The 17,014-nt window shown below is 54.8% G+C and carries 16 protein-coding genes; 8 read left to right on the top strand and 8 right to left on the bottom strand.

Annotation, left to right across the window (positions count from 1 at the left end; genetic code table 11):
- Positions 1-34 precede the first annotated feature (34 nt).
- The 8 genes from KIH26_RS13140 to KIH26_RS13105 all read right to left on the bottom strand — a co-directional run bounded on the left by KIH26_RS13140 (position 35) and on the right by KIH26_RS13105 (position 6,761).
- Positions 35-1,030: an aldo/keto reductase gene (locus tag KIH26_RS13140; RefSeq protein ID WP_213445881.1), complete on the bottom strand. Its 996-nt coding sequence runs from the start codon at positions 1,028-1,030 to the stop codon at positions 35-37.
- A gap of 72 nt (positions 1,031-1,102) precedes the next feature.
- Complete coding sequence (locus KIH26_RS13135) at positions 1,103-2,050, bottom strand: Gfo/Idh/MocA family oxidoreductase (RefSeq protein WP_213445879.1); 948 nt, start codon at positions 2,048-2,050, stop codon at positions 1,103-1,105.
- Position 2,051: 1 nt separating this feature from the next.
- Entirely contained in the window at positions 2,052-2,915 is an 864-nt protein-coding gene (locus tag KIH26_RS13130) for a class III extradiol dioxygenase subunit beta (RefSeq protein WP_213445877.1), read from the bottom strand.
- Positions 2,915-3,364: a protocatechuate 4,5-dioxygenase subunit alpha gene (gene ligA / locus KIH26_RS13125; protein WP_213445875.1), complete on the bottom strand. Its 450-nt coding sequence runs from the start codon at positions 3,362-3,364 to the stop codon at positions 2,915-2,917. Before ligA ends, KIH26_RS13130 begins: the two co-directional genes overlap by 1 nt.
- 1 nt (position 3,365) lies before the next feature.
- The gene (locus tag KIH26_RS13120) at positions 3,366-4,298 is read right to left on the bottom strand and encodes an amidohydrolase family protein (protein ID WP_213445873.1); all 933 of its coding nucleotides are present in this window, start codon (positions 4,296-4,298) and stop codon (positions 3,366-3,368) included.
- A gap of 4 nt (positions 4,299-4,302) precedes the next feature.
- A complete protein-coding gene (ligK, locus tag KIH26_RS13115) occupies positions 4,303-4,986 on the bottom strand; it encodes a 4-carboxy-4-hydroxy-2-oxoadipate aldolase/oxaloacetate decarboxylase (protein ID WP_213445871.1) in 684 nt (227 codons plus the stop codon).
- A 2-nt stretch (positions 4,987-4,988) separates the two neighbouring features.
- The gene (locus KIH26_RS13110) at positions 4,989-6,023 is read right to left on the bottom strand and encodes an amidohydrolase family protein (RefSeq protein WP_213445869.1); all 1,035 of its coding nucleotides are present in this window, start codon (positions 6,021-6,023) and stop codon (positions 4,989-4,991) included.
- 39 nt (positions 6,024-6,062) lie between these two features.
- On the bottom strand, positions 6,063-6,761 hold the full coding sequence (locus tag KIH26_RS13105; protein WP_249661194.1) for a substrate-binding domain-containing protein: 699 nt from the start codon (positions 6,759-6,761) through the stop codon (positions 6,063-6,065).
- A 136-nt stretch (positions 6,762-6,897) separates the two neighbouring features.
- Here KIH26_RS13105 and KIH26_RS13100 point away from each other — a divergent pair, with 136 nt between their 5' ends.
- The 8 genes from KIH26_RS13100 to KIH26_RS13065 all read left to right on the top strand — a co-directional run bounded on the left by KIH26_RS13100 (position 6,898) and on the right by KIH26_RS13065 (position 17,009).
- Positions 6,898-7,842, top strand: coding sequence for a LysR substrate-binding domain-containing protein (locus KIH26_RS13100; RefSeq protein ID WP_213446071.1), 945 nt, complete (start codon positions 6,898-6,900; stop codon positions 7,840-7,842).
- A complete protein-coding gene (locus KIH26_RS13095; RefSeq protein WP_213445867.1) occupies positions 7,842-8,846 on the top strand; it encodes a tripartite tricarboxylate transporter substrate binding protein in 1,005 nt (334 codons plus the stop codon). The genes KIH26_RS13100 and KIH26_RS13095 overlap by 1 nt, the downstream gene beginning before the upstream one ends.
- A 63-nt stretch (positions 8,847-8,909) precedes the next feature.
- Positions 8,910-10,217 (top strand): cytochrome P450, encoded by a 1,308-nt coding sequence (locus KIH26_RS13090; RefSeq protein WP_213445865.1) that lies wholly within the window; start codon positions 8,910-8,912, stop codon positions 10,215-10,217.
- Between the two features lie 29 nt (positions 10,218-10,246).
- The gene (locus KIH26_RS13085) at positions 10,247-10,930 is read left to right on the top strand and encodes an HAD family hydrolase (RefSeq protein ID WP_349627878.1); all 684 of its coding nucleotides are present in this window, start codon (positions 10,247-10,249) and stop codon (positions 10,928-10,930) included.
- 15 nt (positions 10,931-10,945) lie between these two features.
- The gene (gene pepN, locus KIH26_RS13080) at positions 10,946-13,672 is read left to right on the top strand and encodes an aminopeptidase N (protein ID WP_213445864.1); all 2,727 of its coding nucleotides are present in this window, start codon (positions 10,946-10,948) and stop codon (positions 13,670-13,672) included.
- A gap of 142 nt (positions 13,673-13,814) precedes the next feature.
- Positions 13,815-14,840 carry a class 1 fructose-bisphosphatase gene (locus KIH26_RS13075; RefSeq protein WP_213445862.1) on the top strand — a complete coding sequence of 342 codons (1,026 nt, stop codon included), beginning with the start codon at positions 13,815-13,817 and terminating at the stop codon, positions 14,838-14,840.
- 7 nt (positions 14,841-14,847) lie between these two features.
- A complete protein-coding gene (locus KIH26_RS13070) occupies positions 14,848-16,284 on the top strand; it encodes a hypothetical protein (protein ID WP_213445860.1) in 1,437 nt (478 codons plus the stop codon).
- Positions 16,281-17,009, top strand: coding sequence for a hypothetical protein (locus tag KIH26_RS13065; RefSeq protein ID WP_213445858.1), 729 nt, complete (start codon positions 16,281-16,283; stop codon positions 17,007-17,009). Before KIH26_RS13070 ends, KIH26_RS13065 begins: the two co-directional genes overlap by 4 nt.
- Positions 17,010-17,014: the final 5 nt, after the last annotated feature.

Below are 17,014 nucleotides of genomic sequence, written 5' to 3'. Positions count from 1 at the left end.
CGCCGGCGTATTCATTGCGCAAAGTGCTACGCAATTAGTAGCATTCGGTATCCACTTCGGATTGCGACTGCGGGTCGTAGCGTGCACCGCTGACGTTATGGCGGTTGATCATTTGATTGAGTTGCTCTAGCTGAGCGGTGCTGAGAGAGATGCTTTGCGCGGCGAAGTTGTCTCGCATGTGCTGCGGGTTCGTGGTGCCGGGAATGGAGACGATGTGGTTGCCTTGCGCGAGCACCCACGCGAGCGCCAGCTGCGCCATCGTCACGCCCAGCTCATCTGCCATCGCTTGCATGGGGGGCAGCAACGCGAGATTTTTTTGCAGGTTCTCGCCTTGGAAGCGGCTCATGGTGCGACGGATGTCTTTGGCATCCAGAGCATTGACATCCGTCAAACCTCCGAAGAATTTGCGAGCCACTGAGCTGAAAGCCACAAAGCCCACGCCGAGTTCTTTGCACGCTTGTAGCACCGCGATCTCGGGGTCACGCGTCCACAAGCTGTATTCGCTTTGCACGGCGGCAATGGGGTGAACTGCATGCGCTTTGCGCAAGGTAGTTGCGCCCACTTCACTCAGGCCAATCGCACGGATATTGCCTTTGCGCACCATGTCGCTTAAAGCGCCCACGCTGTCTTCAATCGGCACTTTTTTATCCCAGCGATGCAAGTAGTACAAATCGATCACATCGGTTTGCAAACGGCGCAGGCTGTCTTCGCATTGGCGTTTGATCGTCTCGGGTCGCCCATCGATCACGCGGGTTGGCTTGCCATCTACGGGAACAATCGCCATCACGCATTTGCTGGCCAGCGTGTAGCGATGGCGATGCTTTTTTAATACTTCACCGATGCGCGTTTCATTTTTGCCACCGCCATACAGCGTGGCGGTATCCAAAAAATCATAACCCGCATCCAGCGCACCGAGCAACACGCGCTCGCCTTGGCTTTCGGAGACTGATGGCCCGTAGGCATGATCCAAATTCATGCAACCCAAGCCAATGGGTTGCACAGAGAAAATTCCAATTTGACGCTTTTTCATGCCTCAATTATAGGCAAAAGTAGCCTGTTGCCGGCATAGAGTCTGCGTGATATGCTATTAAATTAATAGTAATTAGCTCAACTGCTTTTCTAAGTTGTGGAGCACTTGATAGCAAGGCAACACCTGCGCAACTGATCCATTGGGCTCACGACCTTCGCGGATGGCGGCGATAAATTCTCGGTCTTGCAGCTCAATGCCGTTCATGCTGACCGCCACTTTGCTCACGTCGATTTTTTCTTCTTTGCCGTTGAAGAGGTCATCGTAGCGGGCGATGTAGGTGGCGCTGTCGCCGATGTAGCGGAAGAAGGTGCCCAGTGGCCCGTCGTTGTTGAAGCTTAGGGAAAGCGTACAGATCGCGCCGTTGGCAGCTTGCAGCTGAATACTCATGTCCATCGCGATGCCTAAAGCAGGGTGAATCGGGCCTTGAATCGCGTTGGCTTTCACCACTTGGCTGCCGGTTTGGTATTGGAAGAGATCGACAGTGTGCGCAGCGTGATGCCAGAGCAAATGATCCGTCCAGCTGCGAGCTTGGCCGAGCGCATTCATATTCGTGCGGCGGAAAAAATAGGTTTGCACATCCATTTGCTGGATTTTGAATTGGCCTGCTTTGATTTTTTGGTTCACATACTGGTGCGAAGGATTAAAGCGCCGCGTGTGACCACACATCGCCACCTTGCCGGAGGCTTTGGCCGCTTGCACCACTTTCTCGCCATCGGCATACACATCACATAGCGGAATCTCCACCTGCACATGCTTACCCCCTTCAAGGCAAGCCAGCGTTTGCGAGGCGTGCATTTGCGTGGGCGTGCAGAGGATCACGGCATCGACTTCTTTGATTTTCAAAGTCTGCGCCAACTCGTCTGTGACATGCGCGATGCCGTATTTGTCGGCGACCTCTTGCGTCTTAGCAAAATCACGGCCAATCACGGAGATGACTTTCACATCGTCAATCAGTTTGAGAGCATCCAAATGCTTGATACCAAAAGCGCCTGCGCCGGCGAGAGCTACGTTGATCGTCATATCAGTTTTCCATTATCAAATGGCCAACAGCAGTATTGGAAGCAGGCACATGGTAGAAGCGGTGTTTGACTTGCGGGGCTTTGCCGCCATTGATATCAGCCATCGCACCGCGAGCGATCAGCCACATCACGAGCTCAATGCCTTCGCTGCCTGCATCGCGCACGTAATCGATGTGCGATTTCTTCGCGAGCGCTGCAGGGTTGGCAATCAGCTCATCCATGAAGGCTGCATCGAATTCTTTGTTGATCAAGCCTGCGCGTGGCCCTTGGAGTTGATGGCTCATGCCGCCTGTGCCCCAAATTTGCACGTTCAAATCTTCATCAAAACTCTCAATCGCTCTGCGAATCGCCTGGCCAATTTTGAAACAGCGCTCGCCCGAAGGAATCGGGTAATGCACCACGTTGACAGCAAAGGGAATCACTTTGCAAGGCCACGCTTCTTTGACGGGATCTTTTTCTCCGAACATCAAAGACAGCGGCACGGAGAGACCGTGATCCACCGGCATTTCATTGACGATGGTGAGATCAAAATCATCTTGAATCACGCTGTGCGCAATATGCGAAGCCAGCTCTGGATGCCCCTGCACAGCAGGCACCGGGCGTGGACCCCAGCCTTCATCGGCAATCGGGTAGCTCGCGCCCGTGCCAATCGCAAAAGTAGGAATCATCTCCAAGCTGAATGCTGTGGCGTGATCGTTATAGACCAAGAACACGACATCGGGCTTGTTGGCCTTGATCCATTCTTTAGAGAATTCGTAGCCTTTGAAGAGCGGCTGCCAATAAGCTTCGCCAGTTTTCTTCAAATCCATCGCTGCCCCAATCGCGGGCACATGCGAGGTATAAACAGATGCGGTGATTTTTGCCATTATTTTTTACCCCAATAGTTGCCTTTACCACTGCCTTGCGGTTGTCTCTCGGGTTGTGCGTCTCCGCCCTCGCCTAGCTTGCGGTTGCCTTGAACGCTGCGCCCGCCGGCCAGCATCATGGCTTTGTATTCGTCTTCGGTCATGCCAGTCATCGAACCAGCCAGCTGCTGGAAATTTCTCTGGTCAGTAAACCCGAGCTTGGCCAGAAAATAGATGTTGCCGCCCAGCGCAATCATGCGGTTCAAGTCGCGCGCCAAGGTGGCCAGCTTTTGCTCTTCGGTCATGGCGTATTTATCGAGATAAGCACGTTCATTCGCTTTGAATTCAGCGCGGTTTTCTGCCTTCATGAGCGACATGCAAAACTGATTGAGCCAATAGCCTTTGCGGGCCTGATCGGCATCAAAAATTGTGGTGCCGGGGATGTCGGTATAAGGTTTATTCAAAGACATGTTAGTTTTCCTCTGGCCAATACAGGCGCATTGGATTGTCCACCAGAAGCTTTTTTTGCAGTTCAGGCGTGCGGGCGATGTGCGGGATGAAATCGACCAAGAGGCCGTCATCTGGCATATGGTCTTTCAAATTCGGGTGCGGCCAATCGGTGCCCCAAAGCACGCGGTCTGGAAAGGTCTCCACCACTTGGCGAGCGAACGGGATCACATCTTGGTACGCATTCTGTTCGCCATTCAAAGCTTTGGGGCCAAGCAAGCTCAAGCGCTCGGGGCAGCTCACCTTGCTCCACACATTTTCATGCTCACGCATGAATTTCATGAAGAGCGCGAACTCTGCGCCGTCGATGGGCTTGCTCACATCGGGTCGCCCCATGTGATCGACCACCACCGTTGTAGGCAAGGCAGTGAAGAAATCCCACAGCTCGGGCAAATCCACTGCTTCAAAATAGATCACCACATGCCAACCCAGCGGCTTGATGCGATTCGCGATTTCTAAAAGCTCGTCTTTCGGTGTGAAATCGACTAGGCGCTTCACAAAATTGAAACGCACACCGCGAACGCCTGCTGCATGCAGGTCCTGCAGCTCTTGATCTGAAATGCTGCGCTTGACAGTCGCCACGCCGCGTGCTTTGCCGCCAGATGCACGGCAAGCATCGACAAGAGCGCGATTGTCTGCGCCGTGGCAAGTGGCTTGCACGATCACATTTCGGCTGAAACCCAAGTGGTCGCGCAGAGCAAAGAGCTGAGCTTTGGAAGCATCGCAGGGCGTGTACTTGCGCTCTGGCGCATAAGGAAATTCTGCGCCGGGGCCAAACACATGGCAATGCGCATCCACTGCGCCTGCGGGCAAAGAGAAGCGCGGTTTAGCTGGGCCCGCGTACCAATCGAGCCAGCCAGCAGTTTTGGTGAAATCACCTGTTGTGACTTTGCTCATAGGGTCAATCAATATATTTCAAACCGGCTTTTTCAAGCGCTGGTCGCATGTTGTACATGTCCAAACCGAGAATGCCGCTGGCCAGTTTGTTGCGCTTTTCGCCTTCATTGGCTTCGCGCGCTTGCGCTGCTTCAAGCGTCTTTTGCACCATGGCTTTGGGCACGACGACGATGCCATCATCATCAGCCACCACGGCATCGCCCGGCTGCACGCTCATGCCTGCGCACACGACGGGGATATTCACCGAGCCGAGAGTCGCCTTGATCGTACCTTTGCTGCTGATGGCTTTGCTCCAGACGGGGAAGTTCATTTCTTTCAACGTTTTCACGTCGCGCACGCCTGCATCGATGATGAGGCCTCTCGCGCCGCGCGCTTGGAAGCTGGTGGCGAGCAAATCGCCGAAATAACCATCGGTGCAATCGGCAGTGATGGCTGCCACCACGATATCGCCGAGCTGGATTTGCTCTGCGACGACATGCATCATCCAGTTGTCGCCGGGATGAAGGAGCACGGTGACTGCCGTGCCGCTGGTTTGCGCGCCGCTGTAAATCGGGCGCATGTAGGGCTTCATGAGACCAACACGCCCCATAGCTTCGTGGACGGTTGCGCTTCCTAAAGCAGCGAGTGCATCAGTGGCTGCGCGATCTGCGCGGGTGATGTTGCGGTAAACAACGCCGAGTTCAAACATGATTATTTCCCTTGTTTCTTCAATCGCGTATCCAGGCGAGAAAACACGCGGCGCGTGTTGCCTTCAAAAATCGCAGCTTTGTCTGATGCGCTGAGCTGAGTCGATGCGTCGATATAGCGCTTGGTGTCGTCGTAGTAATGCCCGGTTTGCGGATCAATACCGCGCACTGCGCCAATCATCTCGCTGGCAAATAGCACGTTTTTCACGGGGATGACTTTGTTGAGCAAGTCAATACCAGGCTGATGATAGACGCAGGTATCGAAGAAGATGTTGTTCAGCAAATGCTCTTCCAGCAAAGGCTTCTTCATCTCTTGCGCGAGGCCTCTGAAACGCCCCCAGTGGTAGGGCACTGCACCGCCGCCATGAGGAATGAGGAACTTCAAAGTAGGGAAATCTTTGAAGAGATCGCCGCTGAGACACTGCATGAAAGCCGTTGTGTCCGCATTCAAATAATGCGCGCCCGTGGTGTGAAAACAGGCATTGCAGCTCGTGCTCACATGAATCATCGCGGGCAAATCGTATTCGACCATTTTTTCGTAGATCGGATACCAGTGTTTATCGGTGAGGGGCGGCGATGTCCAGTGCCCACCGCTGGGGTCAGGGTTCAAATTGATGCCGACTGCGCCGTAAACGTTGACGCATTTTTCTAGCTCTGGAATACAAGTTTTCGGGTCAACGCCCGGAGACTGCGGCAACATCGCCACGGGCACGAAGTTGTCTGGAAACAAAGTAGCTACGCGATAGCACAGCTCATTGCAAATCGCCGCCCAAGTGCTGGACACATTGAAATCACCAATGTGATGAGCCATGAAGCTCGCACGGGGCGAGAAGAGCGTCATGTCGTTGCCGCGCTCTTTCATGAGCTTGAGTTGGTTGGCGAGGATGGTCTCTTTGATGTCGTCATCAGAGATTTTTAAATCCGCAGCCTTAGGCATCAAGGAAGCGTCTTTGATACCGGCGATTTGCGCGTTGCGCCAAGTCTCCAGCGCTTTGGGAGCGGTGGTGTAGTGGCCGTGGCAGTCGATGATGAGGCTCATGGTTCGAGAAGGAATAAATTAAATGTGATCTGACCCCATTTAATTGGGGATGGAGGTCATGCCTTGTGATTGTTTGATGGGAATGGCTTGAGCAGAGTTGAGGAAAGCTAGAAATTGCTGAGCCGCTGCTGCAGACTCGGATGATGCCTTGCTGGGAAGACCTGCGCTGAATGTGGTGATGTAGGCCACTTCGTCGGGCAATGTGCCCAGCACATCAATACCTTCGATATTGATCAGTTCGGAGAGCTGCTGAAAGCCCAGCTCCACCTCGCCCTTGGCCACCAAGCTGCCCACAGGAACGCCTGGCGCAGGCACGATGGTCTTGGCTTTGAGTTGTTCGGCAATGCCCATTTTTTCAAAAAGCCCAGCGAGATACACGCCACTGGGCCCAGTGGAATAGCTGATGCTTCTGGCTGCAATTAATGAAGCTTTTAGCGCAGCGGACGGCGAAATCATTGCGCGAAGCGCTCCGCTTTTAGTAGCAACTGCAATGGGAGATTGAACGATATCAACTCTGCTACCAGCCATCAAATGACCCCCTGCAATCAACTTATCAATCGCATCTGAGCCAAGGATCACCACATCAAAAGCTTCTCCTGCAGCCACCCGCTTGGCAGCATCCACGCCGCCCACAGACTCCATCTCAACGCGAACACCTGCTTGCGCGGCATAGGCTGCACAAAGCTCAGCGAGCAGGGTGCGGGTGGCCATTGAGGAGATGCCTTTGAGAGTGATCATGATGCGAGTTTCTTGTGCGTATTTTTTCAGTTTTAAGTAAACATAGAAACGGGCATAGCCGCTAGCAGTTATAAATAAGCTCAATATCAGTAGTTTTCCCATGCCTAAAATGTTAAATAGCGCGCAATATGCGGGCATGGACTTACGCCAACTCGAATATTTCGTCCGCGTTGCTGAATTAGGTAGCTTCACGCGAGCCGCTCAGCAGCTGCGCATTGCCCAGCCCGCGCTCTCGCGCCAAGTGCGTCTGCTCGAAGTGGAGCTGCGGCAAAACTTGCTCACCCGCAATGGACGAGGCGCCGTGCCAACAGAAGCGGGCAAGCTCATGCTCGAGCATGGGCGGGGCATCTTGCATCAGGTCGAGCGAGCGAAGGAAGATTTGGGACGCGTGCGTGGCGGGCTGTCTGGCCGCGTGGCCGTGGGCATGCCCACCAGTGTGGCGCGCGTGCTGGCTGTGCCGCTCACACGAGAATTTCGCAAGCAATTGCCTGAGGCGACGATCGCCATCAGTGAAGGCCTCTCCGTGGCTATGCAAGAGGCCTTGATCAATGGCCGGCTGGACATCGCCTTGCTTTACAACGCGATGCCTTCCTCCGATGTCGAGCTGGTGCCGCTGCTCGAAGAGGCGCTGTATTTGGTCAAACCTACCGCTGTGAATGTCAAGGCTCAGCGCGGCGTGAGTGCGACCAAAAAAGTGAAAACTGAAAAAGTTGCTTTGGAGGGTATTGCGGCTTTGCCGCTGGTGATTCCCACACGCCCGAATGCCATTCGCAATTTGGTCGAAACGCGCTTGGGCGATCTTGGGCTGCGTCCCACGATCGCTTTGGAAATTGACGGCGTGTCTGCGATATTGGAGCTTGTGGCTGATGGCGCGGGTTGCGCGGTATTGCCCCAAAGCGCGGTGATGTCGGCCTCGGGCGGCACGGCGGCTATGCAAAGATTTGAGATCGCTCAGATCGATGGCTTGCTATCGCGCCTGTCGATCGCCACCAGTGCCCAACGCCCTAGCACGCTCACGCAACGCGCCATGTTGGATCTCATCAGCAGCTTGGCCAAACCTCTGATCGTGACCCAGACATAATGCCAATAACTATCAAATCCATAGCACGCTGCGCAATATCCTTGCCGGCAATGGCCCTGTTTTTCTCCCAAATCTGGGCTCAAACCAACCCAAGCACCCCGGCTTATCCCAACAAGCCTGTGCGCATGATCGTGCCTTTCACACCGGGCGGCACGACGGACATCTTGGCGCGGGCTATCAGCTTAGAGCTGGGCAAAGCGTGGAATCAAAGCATCGTTGTGGACAACGTGCCCGGCGCAGGCGGCAGCATTGGCGCAGATCGCGCGGCCAAGGCCAATGCCGATGGCTACACGTTGATGATGGGACACATCGGCACGCTCGCCGTCAACCCCAGCCTCTACCCCAAGCTGCCATATGACCCTGTGAAAGATTACGCGCCCGTTGCTTGGGTTGCGCGCGTCCCCAATGTGTTGGTGGTGCATCCCAATGTGCCCGTGAAAAATCTGCGTGAGCTCGTGGCTTATTTGAAATCTAACCCTGGCCGTTTGAACTATGGCTCAGGTGGCAATGGCAGCGCGGCCAACCTGGCCACCGAGTATTTCAAGATGCAGACGGGCACGAGCATCGTGCATATTCCCTATCGCGGCACGGCGCCAGCTGTGAACGATTTAATCTCCGGGCAAATACAGCTGATGTTCACAGGCGCTCCCGCGCTCGTGACGCATATCAAGGCAGGCACATTGCGCGCACTCGCCGTCTCTTCGCCCAAGCGGCTGGATGCTCTGCCAGATCTGCCCACGGTGAATGAAGCACTGGGACTCAAAGATTTTGAAGCAGACCAATGGTATGGCGTCGTCGCGCCTGCAGGCACGCCACGCGATGTGGTGATGAAGCTCAATGCGCAGATCAATTCAGCGCTGAGCTCCGATGCACTTAGAGCCCGATTGAATTCAGAAGGCGCTATCGCCACACCCACAACGCCTGAAGCCTACGGCCAACTCATCACGAGCGAAATCGCCCGCTGGAAACCTGTGATGACATCGGGGCGCGTGAAAGCTGATTGACTATCAATTCAATAGCAATCCGCGCAGTATCTATGCCGGCGATCAGCCAATTTTGATCAAAAAATGTCTATCTCGTGCATCACGCCTTCGCTCTCTGCACAACGCGCCGAAGAAATCGCTCGTAGCTTTGATCTGCGCAATCTGCCGCAAGAGTTTTACGCCAACCCCTATCCCATCTACGATTGGCTGCGTGAGCATGAACCGATTCGCCGCATGCCTGATGGCAGCTTGTTTCTCACCCGCCATGCGGATTTGGTGAGTGTTTACAAGGATGCGCAAACTTTCAGCTCGGATAAGCAAGCGGAATTTACGCCGAAGTACGGTGCGGGTTCGCCTTTGCACGAGCACCACACCACCAGCCTCGTCTTCAACGATCCACCGCTGCACACCCGAGTGAGAAAAATCATCATGGGCGCACTCTCACGCCGCGCCATCGCTCAGATGGAAGCCGGCTTGATTGCGCTGGTCAATGGCCTGCTGGATCGCATCGAAGAACAAGGCGATGGTGATCTGATCGAAGATTTTGCTTCGGCGATCCCGGTGGAAATCATTGGCAATCTGCTGGGCATCCCACATACAGACCGCGAACCTCTGCGCGATTGGAGTCTTGCCATCCTTGGCGCGCTCGAGCCCAAGCTTTCACGAGAGCAAGAAGAGCTGGGAAACAGCAGTGTGCGCGAATTCAAATCCTATCTGCAAGGCTTGGTGAAAGAGCGCCGCCAACACCCCGGAGACCCCGAGCATGATGTGCTCACGCGACTCATCCAAAGCGAAGCTGAGCTGACCGAGATCGAGCTGCTGCAAAACTGCATCTTCATCCTCAACGCCGGCCACGAAACCACCACCAATCTGATCGGCAATGCTCTCATCGCCCTGCAAGAGCATCCTCAAGCACTTTCGTATTTGCTATCAATTCATGAGCACTCTGCGCAGGAAGTACGCCAGCAAACCACTGATTTTGATCGAAATTCGAGTATTGAAGCAAGATGGGATACCGCCATCGACGAATTCCTGCGTTTCGAATCCAGCAACCAGCTTGGCAACCGCCGCGCAACCTATGATTTCGAGCTCGGTGGCCAGACTTATCCAGCTGGCACGCTACTGACTTTGTGCATTGGCGCAGCCAACCGTGATCCCAGCGTCTTTACTCAAGCCAATGCGCTCCAGCTGGACAGAAGCCCTAACAAACACCTCGCCTTTGGCTACGGCATCCACCAATGCGCAGGCCTGTCCCTCGCACGCCTGGAAGGCCGTATCGCCGTTTCCAGCTTCCTGCAGCGCTTTCCAGATTACCAACTCACCGATCAGCCAGTGCGCGGCGGCAGAGCCAGGTTTCGTGGCTTTTTGAGAGCAGGTTTTAAGATATCTTGACACCCGATTTCACCCCGTAAAATCAAAGGGTGACTAATTCACCCTTGACCCAAGCCCTGATCTTCGACATGGATGGCACCATGATCGACTCCATGCCTTTTCACGCGCGTTCGTGGGAAGTGTTTGCGCAACGGCATGGTGTGAAGATGGATTTGCCTGAGCTCATGCGCCGCACCACCGGACGCACGGGCACGGAATGCATGGGTGAGCTCTTTGGCCGCGTGATGAGCGTTGCCGAGGCGCTACCGCTGGTGCAGGAGAAAGAGCAGATTTACCGCGATATGTTTGCACCTGTGTTTGCTGAGGTGCGCGGTTTCAAGGCGTTTGAAGCGGCTGCTCGCGATTTAGGCCTGAAGATCGCTGTAGGCACGGCGGGTGACATCCATAACGTCGAATTCGCCCTATCTCACTTGAAGCTGCCACAAGCCCCGCAAGCCGTGATTCGCGGTGATATGGGGTTGCCGGGCAAGCCCGAGCCCGCTATCTTTTTGGAAGCTGCTCGCGCAGTATCTGTGAGGCCAAACGGTGCAATTGTCTTTGAAGATGCGCCTTTGGGAATTGAAGCAGCGCTGCGCGCGGGCATGCGCGCTGTGGCGATTTGCAGCACGCATTCTGCCGCTGAGCTGGCGGGTGATCATGTGATCGCTGCCGTGAAAAATTACGAAGAATTGATAGCGCAGGGCTTTTTGCAGAGCCTACGCATCGCAGATTAAACAAGAAAGAAACTTATGTTCAAGGAAGGCTCTGCCACCCCCACCCTCGTTAAGCGTGAAGACTACACGCCGCCGCCGTTTTGGATCGACACGGTTGACCTGACGTTTGATCTCGATCCCGCCAAAACGCGTGTGCTCAGCAAAATGCATATTCGCCGCAATGCGGATGCTGCTGCAGATGCAGCTTTGCGCCTAGAAGGTGTCGAGCTCAATCTCGCTCGCGTGCTGGTCAACGGCGCTGGCTGCTCGTTCAAGATGGATGGTGAGACTCTAGTGCTCGATGGGCTACCCTTTGAGTGCGATCTGGAGATCTTCACCACCTGCAATCCCAGTAAAAACACCTCGCTCACGGGCCTGTATGTGAGCCAAGACACCTTCTTCACGCAATGCGAAGCAGAAGGCTTTCGACGCATCACTTACTTCCTAGATCGCCCCGATGTGATGGCTTCATACAGCGTGACGCTGCGGGCTGATAAAGCGCTCTATCCTGTGCTTCTCTCCAATGGCAATCTGGTCGAAAGCGGCGATCTGCCAGAAGGTAAGCATTTCGCCAAATGGATCGATCCGCACAAAAAGCCCTGCTACCTCTTCGCTCTCGTCGCCGGTAAACTCGTCGCTAGAGAGCAGCGTATCACCTCGCGCTCAGGCAAAGATCATTTGTTGCAAGTCTTCGTGCGCCCCGGTGATTTGGATAAAACCGAGCACGCCATGAATTCACTGATGGCATCCGTTGCTTGGGATGAAGCGCGCTTCAATCTCCCGCTCGATCTAGAGCGCTTCATGATCGTCGCCACCAGCGATTTCAACATGGGCGCGATGGAAAACAAAGGCCTCAACATCTTCAACACCAAATACGTGTTGGCCAACCCAGCCACGGCCACTGATGTGGATTACGCCAACATCGAAAGCGTCGTCGGCCACGAGTATTTCCACAACTGGACGGGCAACCGCATCACCTGCCGCGATTGGTTTCAGCTCTCTCTGAAGGAAGGTCTCACCGTCTTCCGAGATCAGGAGTTCTCACAAGACCTCTGCCCCAATCCATCCGCAAGAGCGGTCAAGCGCATTGAAGATGTGCGCGTGCTGCGTCAAGCCCAGTTCCCAGAAGATGCAGGGCCGATGGCACACCCCGTTCGCCCCGATCAATACCAAGAAATCAATAATTTCTACACCGTCACGATCTACGAAAAAGGCGCAGAAGTCGTTCGTATGATGCAGAGTTTGGTTGGCCGCTCTGGTTTTACGAAAGGTATGGCCGAGTATTTCAAGCGCCACGATGGTCAAGCAGTCACTTGTGATGATTTCGCCAATGCGATTGCCGCCGCCAACCCAGGTTCTGCGCTGCAGAAGCTACTACCGCAATTCCTGCGCTGGTATGCCCAAGCAGGCACGCCGCGTGTTGCGGCCAAGGGCGTGTACGACGCTGCCGCACAGACCTACACACTAAGCCTCACACAAACATGTCCTCCCACGCCAGGTCAGCCGAACAAAGAGCCTTTCGTGCTCCCGCTCGCGCTCGGGCTGCTGAATCCCACAACTGGCCAAGACATGGCTTTACAGCTCGCTCACGAAGCGCAGCCCGTGCATGGCCAGCGCACCATTGTGCTCACGCAAGCACAGGAGGTTTTGCAGTTTATCGGCGTGCCCACTGAGCCCGTGCCCTCGCTGTTTCGCGGCTTCTCAGCGCCCGTGATTTTGGAATTCGATTACAGCGAAGATCAACTCCTCGCTCTGCTTGGAGCAGACAACGACCCCTTCAATCGCTGGGAGGCCGCGCAGCGATTGGCCATGCAAGCCGCGCTCAACGCTATGCATTTGATAGCATCTCGCGCAGATTCTATGCCGTCGATTGGCCATTTTGACACTAAAAACTTTGTTCAAAGTAAGTTCGTAGCTGCTTTGCGCGAAGTGCTGCGCGATGCATCGCTCGATGCCGCCTTCAAAGAGCTCGTGCTCACCCTGCCCTCCGAGACGTATATTGCTGAGCAGCTCGAGGCAGTCGATCCACAAGCCATTCACGCAGTGCGTGAAGGCATGCGCCATGCATTGGCTGTTGCTCTCCATGACGATTGGGCAGCCACCTATGAAGCCAACAAAGACACCGGCAGCTACACACCCGATGCTGTTCAAGCGGGTCGTCGCTCACTCGCCAATCTCGCCCTGCACATGCTCTGCTTAGGATCTGAAGGCCAAGCACGCGAAGTCTGGCACGGCAAAGCCTACCAACGCTTCAAAGATGCCGGCAACATGACAGACCGCTTCGGCGCATTGAGTGCCCTCGTCGCAAGCCGCAGCCAGCATGCCGAGCCAGCCTTGGCCAAATTCCACAGCCTCTTTCAGCAAGAAGCTTTGGTGATCGACAAATGGTTCGCCTTGCAAGCCGGCAGCTCCGATGCAGGCGGCGATATCCTGCCTAAGGTGCGCACGCTCATGCAGCACCCCGATTTCAATATCAAAAACCCCAACCGCGCCCGCAGCCTGATCTTCAGCTACTGCAGCGCCAATCCTGCCGCATTCCACCGCGCCGATGCAGCGGGCTATGTCTTCTGGGCTGATCAAGTGCTGGCCTTAGATGCCCTCAACCCCCAAGTAGCCGCCCGCTTGGCTCGCGCCCTGGATCGTTGGAAGAAACTCGCACAGCCTTATCAAGATGCTGCCAAGCATGCGATTGAACGAGTCGCTGCCAAGAGCGATTTGAGTAGCGACGTGCGTGAGGTCGTCTCACGGGCTTTAGCTGTTTGATTCGGTCAATGGACTTGCTTAACAATAGAACGCAAAATTCGCAAAACAACGCAAAAGACGCCAAAGGTTTTTTTGATTTATCTTTTGCGTCTTCTGCGTACTTCTGCGACTTTTGCGTTCTCCTCTACCCAATAAAAAACCTATGAACAAACCCATCTCCCTCTCCCGGTACCTCCTAGAAAAACAACGCGAAAGTAAAAACGAATCTGTCCCACAAGGCCAGATTCCCCCGAAACTTCGCCTGCTCCTAGAAATCGTCGCACGCGCCTGCAAGCGCATCAGCCATGCCGTCAATAAAGGCGCTTTGGGCGATGTGCTCGGTGGCGCGGAGACGGAAAACGTGCAAGGCGAGATGCAGAAGAAACTCGACATCATCGCCAACGAAGTGCTGATCGAAGCCAACGAATGGGGTGGGCATCTGGCGGCCATGGCCAGCGAGGAGATGGACAGCATCTACGTCGTGCCCAATCGCTACCCACAAGGCGAATACCTGCTGCTGTTTGATCCGCTCGATGGCTCATCGAACATCGACATCAACGTGAGCATCGGCACGATCTTCAGCGTGCTCAAAAAGCCCGAGGGCTCGAATGCCGTGACTGAGCAAGACTTCCTGCAAGCTGGCGCCAAACAAGTCGCCGCAGGCTACTGCATCTACGGCCCGCAAACCACCCTCGTGCTCACCGTGGGCGCAGGCGTGGTGATGTTCACACTCGACCGTGAGCAAGGCAGCTTCGTGCTCACCGACAGCGATGTACGCATCCCCGAAGACACCAAAGAATTCGCTATCAACATGAGCAATATGCGCCACTGGGCTCCTCCCGTGCGCCGCTACATTGACGAATGCTTGGCTGGCAAAGACGGCCCGCGCGGCAAAGATTTCAACATGCGCTGGATCGCCGCCATGGTGGCTGATGTGCACCGCATCCTCACACGCGGCGGCATCTTCATGTATCCCTGGGATAAGCGTGAGCCCGAGAAAGCCGGCAAACTGCGCCTCATGTACGAAGCCAACCCCATGAGCTGGCTGGTCGAGCAAGCCGGCGGCGCAGCCACCAATGGCAAGCAGCGCATCATGGACATTCAGCCTACCAAGCTCCATGAACGCGTGAGCGTGATCCTCGGCTCGAAAAACGAGGTCGAGCGCGTCACCCAGTATCACAACAGCTAGCGCCATCATGCTGCGCACGTTCGATCTGTTTGATACGTTGATCGCACGTCGCTGCATCTCACCGCTGTCCGTGTATGAAGCCGTAGAAACTATCAGCCGCATCCCAGGCTTGGCTGAATCGCGCAGCCGTGCTGGCCATCAACTCTGGCTGAGCCAAACGCCGCACAGCACGCAAGACATCTACCGTTTAGCGCTCAGCAATATGGCAGGGAGCCCGATGAATGCGGCTCAACTGGCGCAACTGGAATACGAGCGCGAGTATGCTGAATGCCTGCCCGTGCTGCGCGCAATGGATCAACTAGATCGAGCATCTATCGTGGTCTCTGATATGCATCATCCTGCTTGGGTGATTGAACGCCTTTACTCAGGTGCTGCACGATCCTTTTCCAAGCGTTGGATGCCTAGCATCCACATCAGTAACCAAGACAAACACAACGGCAGTTTCTGGCAAGCACTGGCAAGCCAAGGCCTTGTTGCTCAGCATCTTGGCGACAACGCTCACAGCGACTTTGCACAAGCACAAGCCCATGGCCATCAAGCCACGATTTTCGACTGGGCGCATTTGCAAGCCACCGAGCAAAGCTTGGCCACCATCGGCCTTCACAGCGTGGCACGCGCCTGTCGGAGCACCCGGCTGCAGTGCGTTCCTCAGCTCAATGCACCGTTTGAGAAAATCCTTTCTGTTATGTGCAGCCATGTCGTGCCGATCTTGGCTCTAGGCTGTTTGCTCTTGAATGCGCTCATGAAGCAAGAAGGCAAAACATCCGTGGTTTTTGTCGGGCGTGATGGTGCTGTTTGGCAGTCAGTATTTCAGGCGATTGACGGTCAAACGCCCACCACGCGCGTGGCACTTTCACGGCGCTTGATGCAAACCTCGCCCCATACTGCGGTCTCGATGCTCAAGTCTTGCGTTTCCCGAGACACGCTCGTTGCAGACTTAGTGGGCTCGGGGGCATCTTGGGCAGATTTGCAACGAACCACGGGTTTTGCCATGGAGTTTCAGCTCTGTCATTTGCTTCGCTATCCCAGCGCCAGCTCCGTTGCAAACATTTCTCTGCAGAGCTTGGTTGATTTCAGTCACAGCCCCATCGCTGGCATGTATGCACTTGAGGCGTTTTGTGAGGAATCCTACGCCAGCACGTGTGATGCTGATTGGATAAATTTAGGCAAACAATCTGGCTTTGCTCAGATCAGAGCCACGTCTGACGACCATCTCAGTTTGGCTGAATCTGCTGCGTCTGATGCCTTACATGGCGCGCTAGAATGCGCACAACGAGAGCTTCGTTTTGAAATGAGCCGCGCCAATGACCAATGCAGCATCGAGTCTATCCAAGCACTTTTGCGCAATCTGGTCTTAGAGCTGTGCCAGGAATTTGAAACCATCAATGCTTGCACCCAGTTTTGGAATCGCAACGCCAAAATGGCCACGCCTCCCCCATCATGAACCAGCCCACTCTGCATCAACTGGCTGATCACTACGGCACAGACAAAGGTTTCAACACGCTCAATGCGCATGGCTACACGCGTATCTACGAAAGTTTGCTGAGAAATGTGCGGGAACAGCCACTGCGCATCCTCGAGATTGGCTTACTGCATCCGGCTCTGCACCAAAGCACAAAATCGCAACATGGCAGCTTCAGTGTTGCGCCATCACTCCAGATGTGGGCACATTACTTGCCGCGCGCATTGATCGCAGGTTTTGATATTGAAGATTTTTCTAGCCTGCAACACGATCGTATTCAAACCTGGAGAGCAGATCAATCAGACCGTGCCAGCTTGAATCTCGCAGCAGAGCAAGCATGCCAGCGCTTTGGGGGAGCATTTGATTTGATCATCGACGACGGCAGCCACAGCTCCGCGCATCAGCAAATCACTTTGGTCACACTCCTGCCCTATCTCCATCCTACGGGTGCATATGTGATCGAAGATTTGCATTACCAGCCCAGCGATATTGAGTTACCTGGCATCTCCAAAACTCGCCAACTGCTCAAAGGATTGGCGCACGAGAGCACTGCGCAAGCCATTCAAACCGTGCTCAAGAACGAAGAATTGGCTTGGCTGCAAACAAATATTGCCTCCATTCATTTTTTCGACAGCTTAGATCGCGACAGGCCGAATCCCGTTGATTCCATGGATGCCTTGGCCGTGATCAAGCGCGCTATAATCTGAGGCTT

Origin of the sequence: Variovorax sp. PCZ-1, from assembly GCF_018413605.1 — a bacterium.
In the GTDB taxonomy this organism is placed as follows: Bacteria; Pseudomonadota; Gammaproteobacteria; order Burkholderiales; family Burkholderiaceae_C; genus JANMDU01.
This window is presented reverse-complemented; position numbering and strand designations above follow the sequence as displayed.